Below are 18756 nucleotides of genomic sequence, written 5' to 3' on the forward strand. Positions count from 1 at the left end.
GGGCTGTGATATGCCCCCGCAGGGCGTGGATCAGAGCACGCTGAGAGTGGAATACTATTGTCAGAATAAGCAGGAATACTCTTATCTGCGCGAAGTGTTCATTGATATGTATCCGTAGTCATCGGAAATACCCAGCCTTTCTGGCTGGGTATTATCACGTGTGACATTAGCATGAACCATTACACAATCTGTCAAGAGCCAGGTTCAGATGTCTGTTTCCGCCATTTCATCATCACTGATTGGCGTAGCGTTTTTTGCCAGCATTCCCACTTTGCGTTTTTCCTTTAACCGGCAGCTTTCTCTTTTGATGTTCAGTGTGGTGGACAATCCCGTAGATATATATATCCGCACGCTTTAGTTCTGTTTTATTTTTTTTCGACAAAATAATCAAAAAGGTAAATAAAATAAACGTTAGGTATTTTCTTTATGCGTTCTCTTTACATGTTGAGACTTCGAGTAATACTGTAAACCATATACGTTATAATCGCTAACCGACAAATAATCCAGAAAATTTAATTTATATTCCAGAGTAAACGAGCTGTTCATTTCAAAAATATGTTTGTAAAAGTGTATAGTATTCTGATTGCCGAAGTTTAACTGTGCAGGAGAAAATTTAGCAGATAAGAAAATTGGGGCACACTCGTCAACATTAACTGTTCTAAACAATAATGAAATAGCGGTACTTACATCATCAAAGCCTCTTAATTTCGTGCTGTTAAAATAGAACATTCTTGCCGTAATGGTTATAGTAATCCGTCCGTCTCCGCAACCATCCAATATTCCCAGATCGCATGGTTCACAAAATGTGTTTTTCGCATATTTTCGCTCTTCATTACAAAAACAAGTTTTTAAATGTAACTCAGTGACCTCGTTTTATACGTGCTAAACTTATGCCATGTAATTGTAACTTTCTTTGCATTACCAATTATAATGCAACTTTTGGTACATACACCCCCAGATACTCCTTCTTCACCGTATTGCCTGGTCACGGTAATTTTATCTCCTGATGACTCCTTTCCTTCCACACGATCCAGTAAATTGTGATCATGTCTTCAGTTTCTTCCCGAAACACATAAATTTGTGAACACAACAAACTGAGTGATATCTCCGGTGACTTTAATAGTTTCGAATTAGATATGCGACCTCTTGATTTAAAATAACCATACCGAAGAGATTATCAGTTTTTTTTCACAAATGGGACTTTTTTTTGTGTTTTTTTGAGGCATTTTGAATGCCTGGAATGCAGCTGGAAGTTAACAGTTTGAAAAGCACGTCAGATGGGAATGGGAGGGTCGTATGAGGATGTTTTCTAATGCTACATAAAAGTAGCTTTTTTGACAATGGGTATTGGTATTATTGTGAGTTGATAAGTACTGTTTTGCCATTTAAGTTATACATATATCTAGTGCCACTTTTTCGAGAAAAATGATCCTATGATTTTTGTACATAGTGCCACTTTTAAAAAAAGTGACCCTATATCGTGATTACATAGGGTCACTTTTCATCAATAAGTGACCCTATGCGAGGTGCACATAGGGCCATTTTTAAGGAAAAAGTGACCCTATGTCGTAGTCATCCTAAGCAATCAGAGATATAATCACGCAAAGACGTTTTTTCGCGAAAGTTTCTCGGCATATCGCAGATACTGATTGCAGTATTGCGTTTTTTTTAAGCAGTAAAATTTTCGTTAGCAGGCTCAGGGGTTTTGAGAAAACCCTGGAGACTTTGGTTAAAAAGTGATACAAGTAAGGACAATAGTTTAATGGATGGTTTAGAAGCTTAAATCGATAGTTCAAAATTTATAAAAGTTACTTTTCCATCTCCAAAACCGATCTTTTAATTCGAGTAGAAAATTATTGCAATTGTATTTATGCAAGGGCAATGTGCTCATATAAGAATCTGATAGTTTAACGCATAACTTACTCTGTAAAATATAACGAACCGATATTTCTATTATTCGTACCTACCGTGCACATCTAATGTCATTACCTCTTCATATTAGGCCTGAAGAATATCAACAACACCATTATTTTATTGGGCGCGATAAAAAACACTTGGAACTAAAACGGGCTACTTGCTATTATCCATGGCTATTTTAAATGGTAACACCAGGGAACAGATTGTTGAGGAAATAATAGACATCAATCATATATTTTTAATATCAAAAAAAAATATAAGCACCAACTAAAACACTTACAATTCCACTCACCATCCACTAATAAAGTAAATATTTTCCTTTCAGTGTAAATAACCCAGATAATATTAATAGGATTTAAAATGGCGAAATAATTATTTATAGAACATATAATTACCATATGTTAAATTCTCTCGCCAGCCAGTATCTGGATAGTTATTATCAAATTACATTCTCAGTTTAAATTGAGAGTTGTTTGGTATACTGGATGTAAAAGATCATGTCCAACGATTGTTCGGTTGTTTTCGTTAATAATAAAAGGGATATAATGGAGTGCTGCCTAGGTTATTATATTAAACCACCTTTCTTTTATCTTGATTAGAACTGGTTGTATCATTTGAGATATTGTCGGACAAACAGAGTCTGATAATTGGTGAGGCTGCCATTTTTATGATTTACAATCAATGATAAACCACTCCTTTCTATAGATACGCGGTCAGTACTGTATGGGCAATGGAAAGTAAATCAAACAACGTCGATATAGCTGAACAACTCAACAGGTTCCATTGACTGATGCAGGTTGGTAGCGTTCGACATACATACACTTCATTGCAACCTCTGCTGAATGTTATTAGCAAAAAAGTTGCATCCATGATGTACAGTGATTATAGTTGTAAGCGTCTAGCATACAGGGGGACGCGTTGGTTACATCATATTTAATGAGGCTAACCAGCCTAGCGCCCGAATGGAGAGAGTGAAATTCGATTTCACTCTCTCTTTTTTTCATCTAAACCTTTATTGTCAAATGGTTATACGCATTTATTTGTATTAGTCACGAATGCATCTGATACATTGACTTGTTACTCATTGCTAAAATGAGTAGCGAAGTTCATATCCAGTCATTAAACAGATTAAGAAAACGATAACTAAATAGTGGAGTTGACTCCTTGAACAGAGAAGATGTCCATCAACTGGCTACGCAATTGTTTGAAGGTAACGAAAGTGCGGCCCAAAAGTGGTGCCATGAACCCAACCGAGCGTTACGGTGGCAAACCCCTGAAGAACTTATGGGGAGCGAATCAGGAATCCAAACGGTAATAGCGTTAATAACACGACTAGAGCAAGGCGTGTATTCTTAGACCTTCTGCCCAGAGCCGTTCTGTAGTTTTATCATCGCATCAAGCAAATCGTTTTCATCCCGTGAATGCTGAGACTTGTTCCGGGTCACATCGGGGCTATTCACCGATGGAAGAGCTTTAAAACGACGGTTATCCCTTTGTTCCTGTACCAGCTTCGCCACATACAATACTTGGCCCAAATTCTGGGGTTAACAACTTACCCAGCCGAGGAAAACATCTGCAGTCCTCAAATAGACATTAGCATTGAGCCCCTACACTCGCACCAGTTGATAGTTCACTGCTTGTATGTGCTATAGCGTAAAGAGATACCGAAAGTATCCGCGTCAGCACCTGAAGAATTTAAGAGCCTGGAAGGAGGAAGGTTGCCAAAGGATGACGATGGATGCATGGGCAGTAATGCCGTGTTTGGTGTGATCACTCACATCAATGATGCCAGGATTGGGGAAATTTGACGATTGCCCGATAATTTAAGGCGCAAAGAAGTGGTATTTCGTGTCATTAAAACCCATGATTGTATACACATAACGAGTACACGAGGTTTTTATGCAATCCATCAACTTCCGTACCGCACGCGGCAACCTTACTGAAGTGCTCAACAATGTTGAAGCCGGGGAAAAGGTTGAAATCACCCGCAGAGGCCGCGAGCCAGCTGTAATTGTCAACAAGGTTACTTTCGAAGCCTACAAAAAAGCGACGCAGGATGCCGAATTTGCATCCCTGTTTGACACACTGGATTCCACCAACAAGGAACTGGTTAACCGATAATGAGGCATATATATCACAGGAAGAGCTTATTGCGCTTCATGATACGAATATAAGCCACTACGGCCTACCGGGCATGTCGGATCCGGATAGGGCAGAAACCATTATCGGGAGAGCCCAAGCCAGAGTTGTATATGAAGAGATCATCGCCCTTTTTGAAGTCTCCGCAACCTACCTGGTGGCTACTGCGAGATGGCGTATCTTCAATTATGCAAATAAGCGCACCGCGCTAAACAGTGCGCTGTTATTTCTGCGCCGTAACGGTGTGCAGGTCTATGATTCTCCCGTGCTGGTAGACCTTACCGTGGGTGCGGCCACTGGTGAGATCCCCGTATCTTCAGTAGCCGAAAAGCTACGTGAGTTATATGGGACCAACACTTAAGAAGTGGAGTTATTGACATCCTCCACGCCCTGAATGACGAGGATCCCTGCTACGTTCAGCCTGTCGCCTGAATCATTTCGGTGGGTTCCTGCTTCAACGGGCGGCCTGACTGCACCATCCCTCCACAGGCAAGAACGGCGTGTCCCGCCGCTAAAATGTTACGAGCGCCGTTTACATCGGCGTTCGCAGTATATCCACATACCTGGCATCTGAATTTACTTTGTGACAGGCGGTTCTCTTTCGCTGCATGACCACAACACGCGCAACGCTGGCTTGTGTACGCTGGCGGAACAGCAAGCACCTGGCCGCCACGCCAGAGCTGCTTGTACTCAAGCTGGCGGCGCATTTCATACCAGCCCTGATCCAGTATCGAACGGTTTAAACCTGATTTTGCCCGGACATTGCGCCCCGGCTGGCTGACCGTACCCGCGGCTGACTTTGACATGTTGCTGACCTTCAAATCCTCAATGACTATCATTGCGTGGTTTTTGCTGATTGTCGTTGTGACTTTGTGAAGGTAGTCCCTGCGGATATTTACGATACGGTGTACCACTTACCGCAGGACTGGCTGACTGTGACATTTTTTACAACTCCCATGACCTGACGACTGTTCCGGTAGCGCATCCAGCCAAGTTTCGGCAGAAAAATACGGCTGTTTTCCTGATCGAGCTTAACGCCCTGCGGGTAGCGAAATGCATCATTCTGTCCCCGCTTTTTGAATCGGGGAAAAGCCGCACGCTTCTGGAAGAAATTTTTGTAGGCTCGCTCAAGGTCTTTCAGTGACTGTTGCAATGGCTGTGAGGGTGAATCTTTAAGCCATTGTGTTTCAGTGGCATTTTTCCACTCAACCAACCAGGAAGCCATTTTCGCGTAAGGGATGTATTTATTACCGGCCTCATGATTCTCATTCTGAAGCGCCAGAGCACGATTGAAAACGAAACGACACGCGCCTGCGAAGCACCTCATTTCACGCTCCTGTTGACCACCGGGTCTTAACTGGAATTTAAATGCTTGTAGTCGCTTCACAGGGCAAACTATACTTTGGTCTATGAAAAAAGAAACCGATATCCGACGCGGAAGGCACTGTGTTTTCCTGATGCATGTTCACCTGGTCTTTGTCTAACCAAATACAGACGCCAGATTTTTGACCATGACGCGACAGAAAAACTACGCACTTACTTTTCAAATGTATGTGCTGATTTTGAAGCTGAACTGGTTGAAATGGATGGCGAACCAGATCACGTCCATTTGTTAATTAACTATCCACCCAAACTGGCGATATCCAGTCTGGTAAACAGCCTCAAAGGCGTATCGAGTAGATTACTGCGACGAGATCGACCAGATATTGCAGTCAGGTATTACCACAAAGGCGTTTTGTGGAGTCCCAGCTATTTTGCCAGTAGCTGCGGAGGTGCGCCAATATCCGTCATCCGCCAATACATTGAACAACAGCAAACACCTGGTTAGGTGAAAAACCGCGCCTTATATCCCCGCCCTGAATGACGGGGATATAAGGCGCACTGGATAATAAAAAAGCCCGGATATCTTCCAGGCTATAGCAAAATCATTAATAAAATACTGCGGTAAGAATTACTCTACGACCATAACTATTTTGCCTACCTGACCATTGGCCTCCATATAGTGCCGAGCCTCTGCAATCTCGTCGAGCGTGAACGGTTGCAACTGTCCTCACACCTTGGAAACCAGAATGCCATGGTTAAAAAAGCACTGGGCCAGCTTAAAGAGAGCGGTTTTCTGGAATACTCCATAGACAAAGAAAACGTCGATTACGTGCTGAATATTCTGAAGAGAAACATGAAGCCATAATCGATGCCTGATAACGTAGTTGCCTGTGTTACCCGGTATAGTGGATATCCTTCTCCTCTCGCTTTGATTTACCTGGTATAGTGTATCTCCACTACACCGGGTAGCATCAGCCCCATTACCCCGATGCAGTCCATTTTCTTCTGCCTTTTCTGGGTGTCTTGTGTGTATTTTAGCCAAGAATGTGATCCTCACCCGGTATAGTGGATCACGTTATTGCCACCATACCTGATAGCATGACGGCACGGTTAGGAAACTTTACCTGGTACAGTGTATCGTGAATGATGATCGGCTCTGATAACGTGATGATACTGAAGTGAAAGCTGTACCCTGTGTAGTGGATCCAGTGAAAGTGCGCACCCGGTATAGTGTGCTTCATGGCTGAATCGGAGTTTGCCGCAGGTAGCCCTGCATCCATCATCATAACAGACACTGTCCGCAGGACTCGCGAGCCGTATGTGGGGTCGGTTTGGGAAGTGGAAAATTTTGTACGTTAAGCGCATTATTTAACCACTCCTGATTTGTAAGGGCCTGATTTAAAGTCAGTGGTCATCGCATTTAGGTTATCCGATTGAGTCAAGACCCCCTAAGAAATGCCGTATAGTTTTTTTCACCGGAAACCTGGATTTTTCCGCGCCCAGTAACCACGGGCGCGGTTTCGTAAACGACCGGTTGAGAAACAACGATTTTGATGCTGAAACCTGCCACATAACCCGTAACTTATTCAACGTCATACAAATCAGATAGTTTTTAAAACGAAATACCGTCCATTACTTACAATGTTTTTCCTATAAGTCCGCTTTCGAATTTTTTATCACAACGACATGTAACAAAAAATGTAACTGTTACAGCGAGTTATCAGTGCAAAGGCACACATCCGCACCAGGCAGTCATCACACTCATTGCATTGATCTTAACCAATAAAAAGTCACATATGAAACATTCAACCGCCAAGGCACCTACTTATAGTTAATCCCTCTGTAAATGACGACATAAGGAGTGAACAAAAAAACCTTTACCCCAATACTTAGAGATGCGCTCTGTTACAGAGTAGATGAAAATTCTTAATAAAATTACAATTATAGATTTTCGATCTGCAAAGTTGATATTTTTTAGCAAAACGTTCTATCATCGCTTTGTAAAGATACCTCGTGGTAACTATCACCACTGCCCAACAAAGGGAATGATATGGCAGATTCCAGCTTCCAGAATGAAGTGCCAAAAGCACGCGTCAACATCCAGCCTGACCTGCACACGGGTTCTGCCCAAAAGAAAGTAGAGTTGCCCTTAAAACTTCTCGCGGTGGGAAATTTCAGCAACGGCAAAGAAACTCTCCCGCTTTCTGAACGCAGCAAGTTAACTATTTCAAAACACAACTTTAATAGCGTTCTATCCGAGCTTAACCCAGAGATCAGTATTGATGTTGCTAACCCCCTGAGAGGGTATGGACGTCAATCTGTCGCGGGTATCTCAGATGCCGAAAGCAAAAGCATAAGGCAGGCGCAGAGATGAAAATTTATCGTCCATTGTGGAACGAGGGGGCTTTACTGTCCCCTCAGCAGTTCCAGCAGCAGGCAGAATGGGAGTCTTTTCGCAGCGCCGGTGCAACCGCACTGGCATCTGCATTCCCCTGGGGTGTGGAAAAGATTGAGTTTAACGACAGTCTTCTTTCATCGGGTCTGATCCAGATTACGCAGTTACGTCTCTGGCTGGAAGATGGAACGCTGATTGATGCGCAAAGAAGCGATCTGCCTCCGGCGCCGCGTGAGTTAGATGCCAGTCAGCTGGCAGGTCTTGATGCAGTAACTGTCGTTATCGCACTGCCTCATATGCAGCCGGGTGTTGCCAACGTTGAGCAGGAAGGCATCTTCCCGGATCGACCGCTTCGCTATCGCGAAGAATGGGTGACGTTGCCGGATGCATTTGGGCCTGAAGAAGAATCAATGGCAGTTGCCCGGTTCAATTTCTCCATCCGGTTTGCCCATGAAAGTAATGATTCCTGGAAAGTCTGCCCTGTAGCAAGGCTAATCCGGGACGGACATAATGCGTGGCTACTGGACCCGTCTTTCATCCCTCCCGTTGCGTCATTTTCGGCAAGCCCGGTTCTTCGCGAACGTCTGGCGCTGTTAAATCGCCAGTTACGTTCCCGACGCCAGCGTCTGATGACAATGCGTCGTGAGAGCAACGAGAGACTTGCCGATTTTGCCGTCGCCGATGTTTCCCTTTTCTGGTTGCTGAATGCGCTAAATTCCCACGCCGGGGTGCTGACGGAATACGAACATTTTCCTTCCCGTCCGCCTGAACAGGTGTGGGCTGAGCTTGCACGCCTGGCAGGAAGCATGCTGACCTTTTCCCTGGACCATGATCTCGACGCCATACCGGGATATGACCACGAGGATCCCGCCAATACGTTTCCTCCGCTGTTTGACCTGATCTCGGGGTTGCTTGAGGCAAGTCTGCCATCCAGGGTCATTGCTCTGGAAATGTCCCGTCCGGATGGCCAAACCTGGAAAGCAAACCTTCACGATATTCGTCTGCGCGAAGAGGCAGACCTCTACCTCTCTGTTCGCTCAGACATACCGGCCTGGCAGGTTGCCGATAAATTCCCGGCACTTTGTCAGGCGGGTTCACCTGATGACGTCAATGAGATCTATGGTGTTGCACTCAAGGGGATCCCTCTGATCCCTGTCAGCAGGGTCCCGGCGGCTTTGCCTGTACGCATGGAAAACCAGTACTTCGCGCTTGATATGGAAAGCCCCGCTGCGCATGAAATGCAGGAGCAGGGCGTGTGTATGTTCTACGTGCCTGAAATGCTTGGCGCACTGGAACTTGAACTGTTTGCGGTATTGCGCTCATGAAACAGGATATCGATATCGACCAGCTGATGGCAGAGACCTGGCTCACCGTCACCATGCTGAAGAAAGGCGCCGTCACGCTCAATGGTAGTGCGCTTTACAACAAGTGCGTTAAACAGGTTGAAAGTGTGCGGGAAGCGCTGGTGCGTGCCGGTTATGACGAGGACAGTGTCGGGCATATTTCCTACGCACAATGTGCCTTGCTGGACGAGGCGGTGATGAGCCGTAAGCCTGAAAAGTGTGAGGAAGGAGAAGAGCCGAAAGTTGATGAGGGCCAGGTGGCATGGCGTAAAGTCCCGCTTCAGGCACGATTTTTCGGATCACTTCGAGCAGGTGAGGCTCTGTGGGATAGCATTGCAGAGGTCCTGCGTCAGCCCTCACCGAACCCGGCCGTTTTGACGTGTTATCACCGGGTAATTGCACTGGGTTTTCAGGGGGTGTACGGATTGAAGGCGGTCAGTCAGTCGCAGCGGGATGAAGTCGTCAAAGCCCTGTCTGAGCGATGCTCTCCGCCTGATGCAGGCCTGTCACTGATTGTTCACCGGATGGGGAAACATCGCTGGAGTCTGATGCGTTCAGTCTGGTTCTGGATAGCGCTTGCCATCATCCTTACCGGTGTTATCTGGTGGGGCGGTCATCTGTGGCTCCAGGCACTCTTGTCAGCACAAATACCGGAGCTACGTAACTAATGCGTAGATCAGTCATTATTCCGGTTGCCCTGCACACCTTTGCAGCTGTTGCCACATTGCTGTGGTTGCTCTGGTATTTCATCCCAACAGGGAACGTGTTTAAAGGCCTGACCACGGTGCTGATCCTCCTGCTGGCAGACTGGACTGTTTTTAATAACTGCAGCCGGGAGCAGTCGGTATCCGACACCTCCGTTTCAGCTGCTGACCTGCCACTACTCGACACCCAGGGCCCCGTTGTACTGGTATGCGGTGACGGGCTGGGTGCGCTGTTTCAGGGGAGTCCTCTGCGTAAAACAGCTCAGGGTTGGTGGCTCCGGGCCGATGACGTCAGCCGGTTAACGGATGTTGTCCGCAGCATACAGACGCAGTTCCCACGCCAGGTCGGTCAGCTTTCGGTTATGTACCGTTGCCTGCCAGACCATTATCAGGATGAAGCTGTTCTGCGCTCCACATTAAAGACGCTCCGCCAGCAGAGTAAACAAATCAAAACTCTGACGGGTTTTACTCTACCGGTTGTGGTGAGTGCCGAATTCTCCGGACCTGAGACTCCGTGGATAATCGTTCGTGGTGACAAACCGATTGTATGTCCGGTAAATGATTCGCCGCAGGCTTTCATCGACTGGTTGCAGGCTAATGACAATATTACGGCGCTACCCGTGATCAGTCAGGCATTTTCATTTATCCGTAAAACCCTGACTGATGAGCTTGAGAAACCTGATCGGTTAACCCCGCCCGAACGAGCGTTTTCCGTGGCACTGCGCCTCGGTACCGTCCTTCCCGAAACCCAGTCAGTCTGGGCCGACTGGCTATATTCCCGCACCTGTTTGCAGTTTTCCCGAAAGCCTGGGCAAACAGATCCGGAAAGTTTATTTCCGGATGCAGTTCTGCCGCTGCTGGCACCTTTTGCATCAACGGTGCAGGGGGGGCACCGTACCCGTCGCCTGGTCCTGCTGATGTGGGTGTGTGCTCTGACCGCATTGGGTATTTCTGCGCTCAATAACCGTGACCTGATCTGTCAGGTGAGCACCGATTTGCAGCGCTGGAATGCAATCCCGATGAACCACTATCGCCCTAAAGCAGAATCACTGGTCGCCCTGAAGCAGGATACATTCCTGCTTGAACGCTGGCAGCGTCAGGGAGAACCTTTGCGTTACAGCCTGGGCTATTACCCGGGGCTACGCCTGTGGCTGGCCTTGCAACAGGCTATCGATACCTGGACTCCACCACCAACACCTAAACCAAAACCAGCATCTAAACCAAAACCAGTACCGAAAATTGTTCGTCTCGACGGCATGTCGCTGTTTGATTCCGGCAAATCGGCACTCAAAGACGGTTCTACCAAAATACTCGTCAATGCACTGGCGGGGATCAAAGCCAGACCAGGCTGGCTCATCGTGGTCAGTGGCCACACAGACAATACCGGCAGCGTTCAGCTCAACCAGACCCTGTCTTTACAACGAGCGGAGGCCGTTCGTGACTGGATGCGTGATACCTGGGACGTACCGGAAAGTTGCATTGACGTGCAGGGTTACGGTGACAGCCGACCGGTTGCATCAAACGACACGCCTGATGGCCGTGCGCATAACCGCCGTGTCGAGATCAGTCTGGTACCCCAGGCTGACGCCTGTCGTCTGCCTGGCGCGTAACACACGTCACAGGATGTACGTGACGTTTCAACTAAAGAAATGGAGAAGTAAACATGGCAATCCCAGTTTATCTGTGGCTGAAAGACGATGGCGGCGCTGACATCAAGGATGCCTCCTTCGAGAAGCATAACCACCTTGAGCAGATCGAGCTGCACTACGAAAAAATCACCTGGACCTACAAAGACGGCAACATCATTCATTCCAATTCCTGGAACGAACGCACCACAGCATAAGACTCTGGCGGGCAGATCCTTTCTGCCCGCCTTTTTTTTACTCCGCACAGCGCCTGTCAGACGGACGCTTTGCAGAGCAGTCTCACAATTTATCGGCATGAACCTTATGGGCATCGGTTGACGGCCAGGGGCGGTAGCGTGCCTGAACAAGAGGGAACGAAATGGAACATCATTCAGCAGTCCTGCTACGACGACTTACCCCTTATTGCGCCAGAGCACTGGAGGGGGCGGCTTTTTTATGTCAGACCCGTGCGCATGCGGAAATCACGCCTGAGCACTGGCTGTTGAAACTGCTGGAGCAGGCAGAAGGAGAGCCGTCATGAGCAGTTCCCTCTCCAACAAGGCTACCAGCCTGGTACATCAGCTTTTAGGGCAATCACGGTACCGGGTTGAAGTGCATGAATGCGACCATTTCCTGGATGTGTTACGTTACAACGCCGTTGAATCACTCAGCCAGCCCTGGCGCTATAACGTGGCGGTCACCAGCTCTTCTGCGGATATTGCTTGTGACTCGTTACTGCTGAAGCCCGCTTCATTCACTTTCCAGACACCCGTGTTTGACGGAACTCCGGCCCAGCCGGTCAGGACGGTATTTGGCGTGGTTGAGTCGTTTCGCCGCGTGTCTACCTCGAACGATGAAACCTATTACGCGCTGACGATCGTTCCCCGTATTGCCCTTCTGGGCTATACGAAAGGGAGCGAGATCTACCTCAATCAGTCAGTCACTGAAGTGGTTGAACAGGTACTGCGTAAACACTGTCTGGAAGGGCCTGATTTCGAGTTCCGCCTCTCCCGCGAATACCCCTCCCGGGAGCTCATCACCCAGTGGCGGGAAACCGACCTTGAATTTATCCAGCGTCTGCTGGCAGAAGTGGGCATTTACTGGCGCTATGAAATGGACAGCCGTCTTGAACAGGACGTGGTGATTTTCCAGGACAGCCAGCAGCAGTATGAATTTGGTGTCACGCTACCGTTACGCAACCAGGCCGGGATGAGTGACAACGGGCAGGAGAGCATCTGGGATATTCAGACCGCATATAACGTGGTGAGCGGAGGTGTGGCCACCCGGGACTACAACTACCGTGAAGCGCTACAACCTCAGGACAGTATCGAGAGCATTTTCAGCAAAGAAGGGATCACCACCGGAGAAACATACCATTATGCTGAACCTTTCCTGACAGCAGGTGACGCTGAAAGCCCGGAGACCGGGGCATACTTTGCCCGTCTGCGTCACGAACGTATTCTGAATGCGCAATATCACGTCAGCGGGCATTCCTCCAGCCCTCATCTGGCTCCGGGTCAGGTACTGGAAACTGACGGAACGCTTCCCGATACCGTGAAAGAAGGCATTGTCATCACCACGGTGCGCACCAGTGGCTCACGAAAAAGTAGCTTTACCCTGACCTTTGAAGGCATCCCGTATAGCGAAACCGTCTGTTATCGTCCGGCGCTGCTCAGTCGCCCGGTGATATCCGGCTCGCTTCCGGCCCGGGTGGAAAGCACACAGAAAGGTGACACCTGTTCCTGGCTCGATCCGGACGGGCGCTACCGGGTAAAACTGGACTTTGACCGCAACAGTACTGAACAGGGTTATGCCTGTTTGTGGCTGCGGCTGGCCAGGCCCTATGCCGGTGATACGTACGGCTTCCACTCACCGCTTATCGACGGAACGGAAGTGGCCGTCGTATTTGACAGCGGAGACCCGGATCGTCCCTACATCGCCTATGCCCTGCACGACTCAGAACATCCGGACCCTGTCACCAGTGACAACCATACGCGAAACGTGTGGCGCACTCCTGCGAACAATAAGTTGCGGATGGAGGATAAGCGCCAGGAAGAGCATATCAAGCTCGCGACGGAATATGGCAAAACGCAACTGAACATGGGACACCTGGTCAATGGCCAGCGTGAAAAGCGCGGAGCCGGTTTCGAACTGCGAACGGATGAACATGGTGCTGTACGTGCGGCAAAAGGGCTGTTCCTGACGGCTGATGCCCAGGCCAAAGCCCAGGGACCGGTACTGGAAATGGCCCCTGCGATAAGTCAGATTAATCAGGCCAACAGCCAGATGCAGGCGCTGAACAGCGCCGCTGAAGCCGCCGGAGCCCTGATCTCTGATATCAATACTCAGATTAGTCTTGTGACTGACAAAATCAGGGACCTCCAGTCTGCGGTCCTACTGGGTAGCGCTCCGCAGGGGGTGGCGTTTACCTCAGGTGAACATCTTCAGCTCAGCAGTACCCGCAATACCATGATCAATGCCGGTCAACATCTTGATATCGGTGCGATGAAAAATCTGTCGGTAACGGTGGAAAAAGCCCTTGGTCTGTTTGTCCATAAAGACGGGGCGAAGCTGGTTGCCAACCAGGGAGACATCGAGATTCAGGCTCAGCACAACACGATGGCCCTGTTTTCTGAAAAACAGCTGACGGTGACCTGTAGTAAAGACGAAATTATTATCAGCACCCCGGAAACGCTGACGCTGAACGGTGGCGGCTCTTACCTGAGACTGAGTAAGAACGGGATTGAGCATGGCTCCAAAGGGAATATGGTGATGAAGGTAGCGAGCTATCTGGTGCCCGGAAATGGCAGCAGCCTGCCACTGGAAACACCGGACTTTAAAATGACAGACGTTACGGTCACGGCTAAAAATTCCTCCAAATGGAGCAGTGAATAGCATGGAAGGGGATTTATGACAGCAAAGTTACCCAAAATCAGTTACCCCGTACCGTCAAACAAAAATGGCCATGCCTTTTCCTCTGTGGAAGCGTTGTTATCGATGATCGGAGGGGAAAGCTCAGGACTGTATCTGGTGGGAAGTCAGGGAATGTGGCATGGCGGTATTCATATTACTGATGCCACCATTCCCTGGTGCGCCCTGAGTACTGACAGTGAAGCTGAGAATGAATATTGTCGTGAGCTTTATAAAGGGGAGCAATTTATTCGTTGTATGGCCGATGGTGAAATAGTTGCCTGGCGGGTATGCAAGGATTACGAGAGTGCCGCGATTGAATGGCGAGGTGAAAAGTTGTTCATTTCGACCTCTTTTGTGCTGGTGAAACATTATATCCAGCCGGCTGATAACGCAGAAAGTGGACTGACGTTTTTTACGCTGTACATGAATCTGGCGCCCTATGCTGCTTATGAACAACAGGGTAGCCAGGCGGACAGAAAAGTGGCAGGCGTCCAGCGCTATTACACCAGTGCGGAAGATGTGCAGACATGCCGCGCAGCCGGAAAACTGAATAAAGACACGGTAGTCACGTTGAGTGACGCTATTGTGACCCGCACCAGCGACCTGCGTCAGTTTACCGAAGTGACCATTATCAGAGAGACGAAAAATGTAGCGGGAGACACGCTTGCAGCGAGAACAAAAGTCTGGACGGTATCAGACAGGGGGGCTCTGAAGGCTGTTAAATCAGCACTCGTTCCGTCCTGGTGGGCAAAATGTACTCCGGCTTACACTAATGAGTCAGAAGGCGTGGTGAACTGCACTTCGCGTACAGACTGGGCGTACTATCTGAGCAGTGACGATGTGCTGCAAGATAAAAATGCAGGCAGACTGACAGCCGATTTCCCGCTTTCATACGAGCCCGGTAATACCGCACAGCAGATCATCCGTCCAGGTAAGAATCCAGGCGATGCAGCAAGAACATTCAGTCTGGTCACTCTGGGCCGGGATAAGGATAAGTTGAAAAAGGGCGACCGGGTATGGGTAGTATCAGACGGCGACAGTCTGACGCCGGTTGCACCAGCAGCATCCGGTAGTGGATCCGTTTTTAATGATGTGTATGTCCCGCCAGTCCCTGTGACTGTCAGTGCAGGGGCTAATCTCGGCCATATGGGTTTTTATCAGCTACCTGAGGAAAACGGTAAACGCTCGCGCTACCAGGTACATATAGAGTGCCTGAGCATGGATGATATAGAAAAGTTCATCACCAACCCCGGAAGAGCAGGAGAGGATGCGCCAGTGTATCTGACCTGGCAAACCAACGCTCCATTATTTGAAAAGGGTGAGCGGGGAATGGTTGCGGGCAGTCGAAAAACAAAAGCCTCAGGAATTCTGACGCTGGCCAAAGTCCCTGGCGTTGATGCCGGGGGGAATACACTGACCAGTAACCAGGATGCTGCGTATTATCAGATACGCCCGGAAGGTGGCTGGTTACCTGCTGCCAGTGTAAAAAAGGTATCGCAGTACGCGTTAGGCGAGCTGGGGTTTGTGACGCTGAATAAAGCACCAACGAGCTTTGACCTGATTGATGGGATAAAACAACCGTATAACGTGGTTAAGGGTATTCTGGAGCAGTTGTATAAAGCAGCACAGGATGAAACGCGTACCACTCATGCCCTGAACAAATATAACTACCAGCAACTGCTGGAGATGATAGACAATAACCAGGACGGGTATTACTCGGAGCAGGAGTATCTTCAGGCGATCCATAATATCTCTTACCGCGATCGCTTATACCGTGTAATTGCGAAACACGCCAGTGAATGGTACTACGGTAAAGATGACCCGTTGTGGAAAAACTATCTGGATACATTAACCGGAGATGCACCGTTATGGAAAACGTATTTGGAAGCATTTCTGGATAAGATGACGTGGATGAAGGCAGTGTCTGAGAAGGGCGTGGCGCTGGGACCGGAGCCGTGGCATATGCATCCGGTGGTGTTTTTGGAGGCTATAGGAGATAAACGTATTGTTCATATAACAGTGGATATGCTTTATAAAGTATTCAATGGATTAAGATCACCAGCGAAATTTTCATTTCTTCAGGATATTGCCGATGAAATTAATAATCATGCGATTGAATACAAACTAGACAATGTATTGAGAGTCAATCATTTTTTTGCTCAAATAAGAGAAGAGATGGGAGGGATGGCTAGCCCTGTTGAAGCCCTTAATTATAGCGAAGAGGGTTTGAAGGCAAACTTTAGTTATTTTAGAAGACACCCTGTAGAAGCAAATGAATATTCATATACGAAACTTAATGGAAGAATTACGAAGCATGCAAATGAGATTGCTATTGCTGATAGAGTTTATGCTAATAGATTAGGAAATGGAAATATTTCGTCAGGTGATGGTAGTGCATATAGAGGTAGAGGAGGTATTCATCTTACAGGAAAAATAAATTACCAAGGATTTTCTGATTACTATAAAAAGAATTGGGTGGATGATATTGATTTTATAAAGAATCCATCATTGCTTGAGGAAGGAATTTACTGTATGCGATCAGCTATTTATTTTTGGCTTCGCGAAAAACTTTATGACATTGCTGATCAAGGGGATACAGGTTCAATAGTGGATAAAATAACAGCAAAAGTGAATTTAAATACAACTAGCTATGCAAAACGTCGGGAACATTTTGAAAGAATCAAATCAACTAACGTCTTTACTGATGCATTTTAATTAACTGAAAATCAAGGTTAGACGATGGTTAAAATTAAAGCTTTTTTAGGCTGTTTCGTGCTGTCGCTAAGTGCTTCAATTCAGGCAGCATACGTTCCATACGTAGTAAATAATTATGAAGGTTATATAGGGAAATATCCTGTGCATTTATCCCTCCAGTATTATGACTTTGGGAAAAATGTGAACGTAGAGGGAAATTATTATTACGATAATCATAGAACCTCCATTCCACTATATGGTGTGAATGAATCAAATTTGATTGTGTTATGTGAGGCCGTTAGTAATGAGAGTTTCGATAAATATATTATTCAAGGTGAGAAGTTTGAAATTGCAAAATGTCCTTTCAAGTTAACACGAAACTCTGTTGGTTTTTCAGGTGAATGGAGCAATGCTCGCTCCACTTTAAAAGTGGACTTAAGGGAGACATCCAGACTTAGTGATGGTGTTTTGAAAGGGGAGGCTAAAGAACTGGATATTCCATTTTGGGGGCAAACTAAACAGCATGCTTTCATTGGGATATATATAGAGGGGGAGGAAGGTATTGTTATCAATAAAGTAAATGTAATTGATAAAGTAAGTGGTAAATTAATACAAGTCATTAACCCACAATTGAATGGCTGTGAATTTGGTTCATATATGACGTCTATTTTTCAAAACTTAGAAAACGATGGAGCTCAGATTCACCTGAATTGTTACAGTATTGGGCCGGATATTAGTGTTAATTACATATTTAATAAGCAAACACAGAAATATGACATGATTACAGAGTAAAGCAATATTATTTTGGACTTTTATACTGACTTAGGCGTTTAGAGGATATCTAAAAAATCAGCAGAACTGATTTTAAAAGCTAAAGGATATCAGAAGAATTCTTATGTATCTAAAGTCAGTAATGCAAATAGTGTTACAGTTGAATATGGTTGTGATCTGGTAATCACACCAGTAAATGGTACTATATCAAGGATATCCTGCTGTTTAAATGCAGAGGTGTGTTACAGATTACTGGTCGTGATAATTACACCAAATGAATACGAAAAATGCTTCATGATGAATACAATAATCGCCTGATAGTAAATTACATAATGGATGATGACATGACTCATTGTATAAATGCAGTTGAAGATCAAGAGCAGTTGTTATCACGTATTGCAGAAATCAGAAAGGATTATTACCGTTCTTTAACTATAACCAACGGTGAACCTAATGCACAGATTAAATTCCTCAATGGCTGGATAAATAGAGTTAATGATTGTTTGAGGGTTGATATATGAAAAGAATATTATTGCTTTTAATTTTTATTTCATTTCACTCAATAGCTAATTTTTCTGGTCATTGGGTAAAGGAGAATGACTCACAATCGCTAACATTGGATTTAGACGAAGATGGTGCTCATCTTGTTGGTAAATATTGCTTTATAACTAATGACGGAAATAGAATTGACTGTTCTGAAGGCAATGATAGAAACATTAACGGTATAATCAAAGATAATGTTGGAATTGTGGACTTTGAAAGTACATTTGGGGGTATTGGTCAGGCAACTATATCAATTAAAAAGAATGTCCTTAAATATACCATCACTAATCCTACTCCATTTGTGAATGCTAATATGTCTGTGCCCAATGTGATATTTTAAAAAAAAATAGTGCAAGTCTCAGGCAAAGATGTAAGTATCCCGCATAATC

The 18756-nt window shown here is 46.4% G+C and carries 12 protein-coding genes and 5 pseudogenes; 15 read left to right on the top strand and 2 right to left on the bottom strand.

Going from position 1 to position 18756, the window contains the following annotated elements:
- Positions 1-204 precede the first annotated feature (204 nt).
- A pseudogene (locus FEK42_RS22840) lies at positions 205-324 on the bottom strand (AAA family ATPase); the annotation flags it as partial.
- Positions 325-3117: 2793 nt separating this feature from the next.
- Here FEK42_RS22840 and FEK42_RS22545 point away from each other — a divergent pair.
- The 3 genes from FEK42_RS22545 to FEK42_RS22560 all read left to right on the top strand — a co-directional run bounded on the left by FEK42_RS22545 (position 3118) and on the right by FEK42_RS22560 (position 4417).
- Positions 3118-3273: an MbcA/ParS/Xre antitoxin family protein gene (locus FEK42_RS22545; RefSeq protein WP_240725573.1), complete on the top strand. Its 156-nt coding sequence runs from the start codon at positions 3118-3120 to the stop codon at positions 3271-3273.
- Between the two features lie 543 nt (positions 3274-3816).
- Positions 3817-4038 (top strand): type II toxin-antitoxin system prevent-host-death family antitoxin, encoded by a 222-nt coding sequence (locus FEK42_RS22555; protein ID WP_135491845.1) that lies wholly within the window; start codon positions 3817-3819, stop codon positions 4036-4038.
- Positions 4007-4417 (top strand): type II toxin-antitoxin system death-on-curing family toxin, encoded by a 411-nt coding sequence (locus tag FEK42_RS22560; protein ID WP_240725487.1) that lies wholly within the window; start codon positions 4007-4009, stop codon positions 4415-4417. Before FEK42_RS22555 ends, FEK42_RS22560 begins: the two co-directional genes overlap by 32 nt.
- A gap of 55 nt (positions 4418-4472) precedes the next feature.
- Here FEK42_RS22560 and FEK42_RS22565 read toward each other — a convergent pair.
- Positions 4473-5443, bottom strand: a pseudogene (locus tag FEK42_RS22565) (transposase).
- A 22-nt stretch (positions 5444-5465) separates the two neighbouring features.
- On the opposite strand from FEK42_RS22565, the pseudogene tnpA reads away from it, so the two are divergent.
- The 12 genes and pseudogenes from tnpA to FEK42_RS22625 all read left to right on the top strand — a co-directional run bounded on the left by tnpA (position 5466) and on the right by FEK42_RS22625 (position 18707).
- Positions 5466-5884: pseudogene (gene tnpA / locus FEK42_RS22570) on the top strand (IS200/IS605 family transposase).
- Positions 5885-7429: 1545 nt separating this feature from the next.
- Positions 7430-7696, top strand: a pseudogene (locus tag FEK42_RS22580) (type VI secretion system contractile sheath small subunit); the annotation flags it as partial.
- Between the two features lie 53 nt (positions 7697-7749).
- Positions 7750-9099, top strand: coding sequence for a type VI secretion system baseplate subunit TssK (gene tssK, locus FEK42_RS22585; RefSeq protein WP_130259225.1), 1350 nt, complete (start codon positions 7750-7752; stop codon positions 9097-9099).
- Positions 9096-9785 carry a type VI secretion system protein TssL, short form gene (tssL, locus tag FEK42_RS22590; protein ID WP_130259224.1) on the top strand — a complete coding sequence of 230 codons (690 nt, stop codon included), beginning with the start codon at positions 9096-9098 and terminating at the stop codon, positions 9783-9785. Before tssK ends, tssL begins: the two co-directional genes overlap by 4 nt.
- Positions 9785-11431 (top strand): OmpA family protein, encoded by a 1647-nt coding sequence (locus FEK42_RS22595; RefSeq protein ID WP_135491846.1) that lies wholly within the window; start codon positions 9785-9787, stop codon positions 11429-11431. Before tssL ends, FEK42_RS22595 begins: the two co-directional genes overlap by 1 nt.
- A 98-nt stretch (positions 11432-11529) precedes the next feature.
- Positions 11530-11664, top strand: a pseudogene (locus FEK42_RS22600) (type VI secretion system tube protein Hcp); the annotation flags it as partial.
- 161 nt (positions 11665-11825) lie between these two features.
- Positions 11826-11987, top strand: a complete 162-nt coding sequence (locus FEK42_RS22845; protein ID WP_165382800.1) for a hypothetical protein — start codon at positions 11826-11828, stop codon at positions 11985-11987.
- A complete protein-coding gene (gene vgrG, locus FEK42_RS22605) occupies positions 11984-14341 on the top strand; it encodes a type VI secretion system Vgr family protein (RefSeq protein WP_130210734.1) in 2358 nt (785 codons plus the stop codon). Before FEK42_RS22845 ends, vgrG begins: the two co-directional genes overlap by 4 nt.
- 15 nt (positions 14342-14356) lie before the next feature.
- Positions 14357-17074 carry a hypothetical protein gene (locus FEK42_RS22610; RefSeq protein WP_130210732.1) on the top strand — a complete coding sequence of 906 codons (2718 nt, stop codon included), beginning with the start codon at positions 14357-14359 and terminating at the stop codon, positions 17072-17074.
- A gap of 24 nt (positions 17075-17098) precedes the next feature.
- Positions 17099-17845, top strand: coding sequence for a hypothetical protein (locus tag FEK42_RS22615; RefSeq protein WP_130210730.1), 747 nt, complete (start codon positions 17099-17101; stop codon positions 17843-17845).
- Between the two features lie 266 nt (positions 17846-18111).
- Positions 18112-18345: a hypothetical protein gene (locus tag FEK42_RS22620; RefSeq protein ID WP_240780278.1), complete on the top strand. Its 234-nt coding sequence runs from the start codon at positions 18112-18114 to the stop codon at positions 18343-18345.
- The gene (locus tag FEK42_RS22625; RefSeq protein WP_130210728.1) at positions 18342-18707 is read left to right on the top strand and encodes a hypothetical protein; all 366 of its coding nucleotides are present in this window, start codon (positions 18342-18344) and stop codon (positions 18705-18707) included. Before FEK42_RS22620 ends, FEK42_RS22625 begins: the two co-directional genes overlap by 4 nt.
- Positions 18708-18756 lie beyond the last annotated feature (49 nt).

This window comes from Escherichia sp. E2748 (assembly GCF_005781125.1).
GTDB lineage: Bacteria > Pseudomonadota > Gammaproteobacteria > Enterobacterales > Enterobacteriaceae > Escherichia.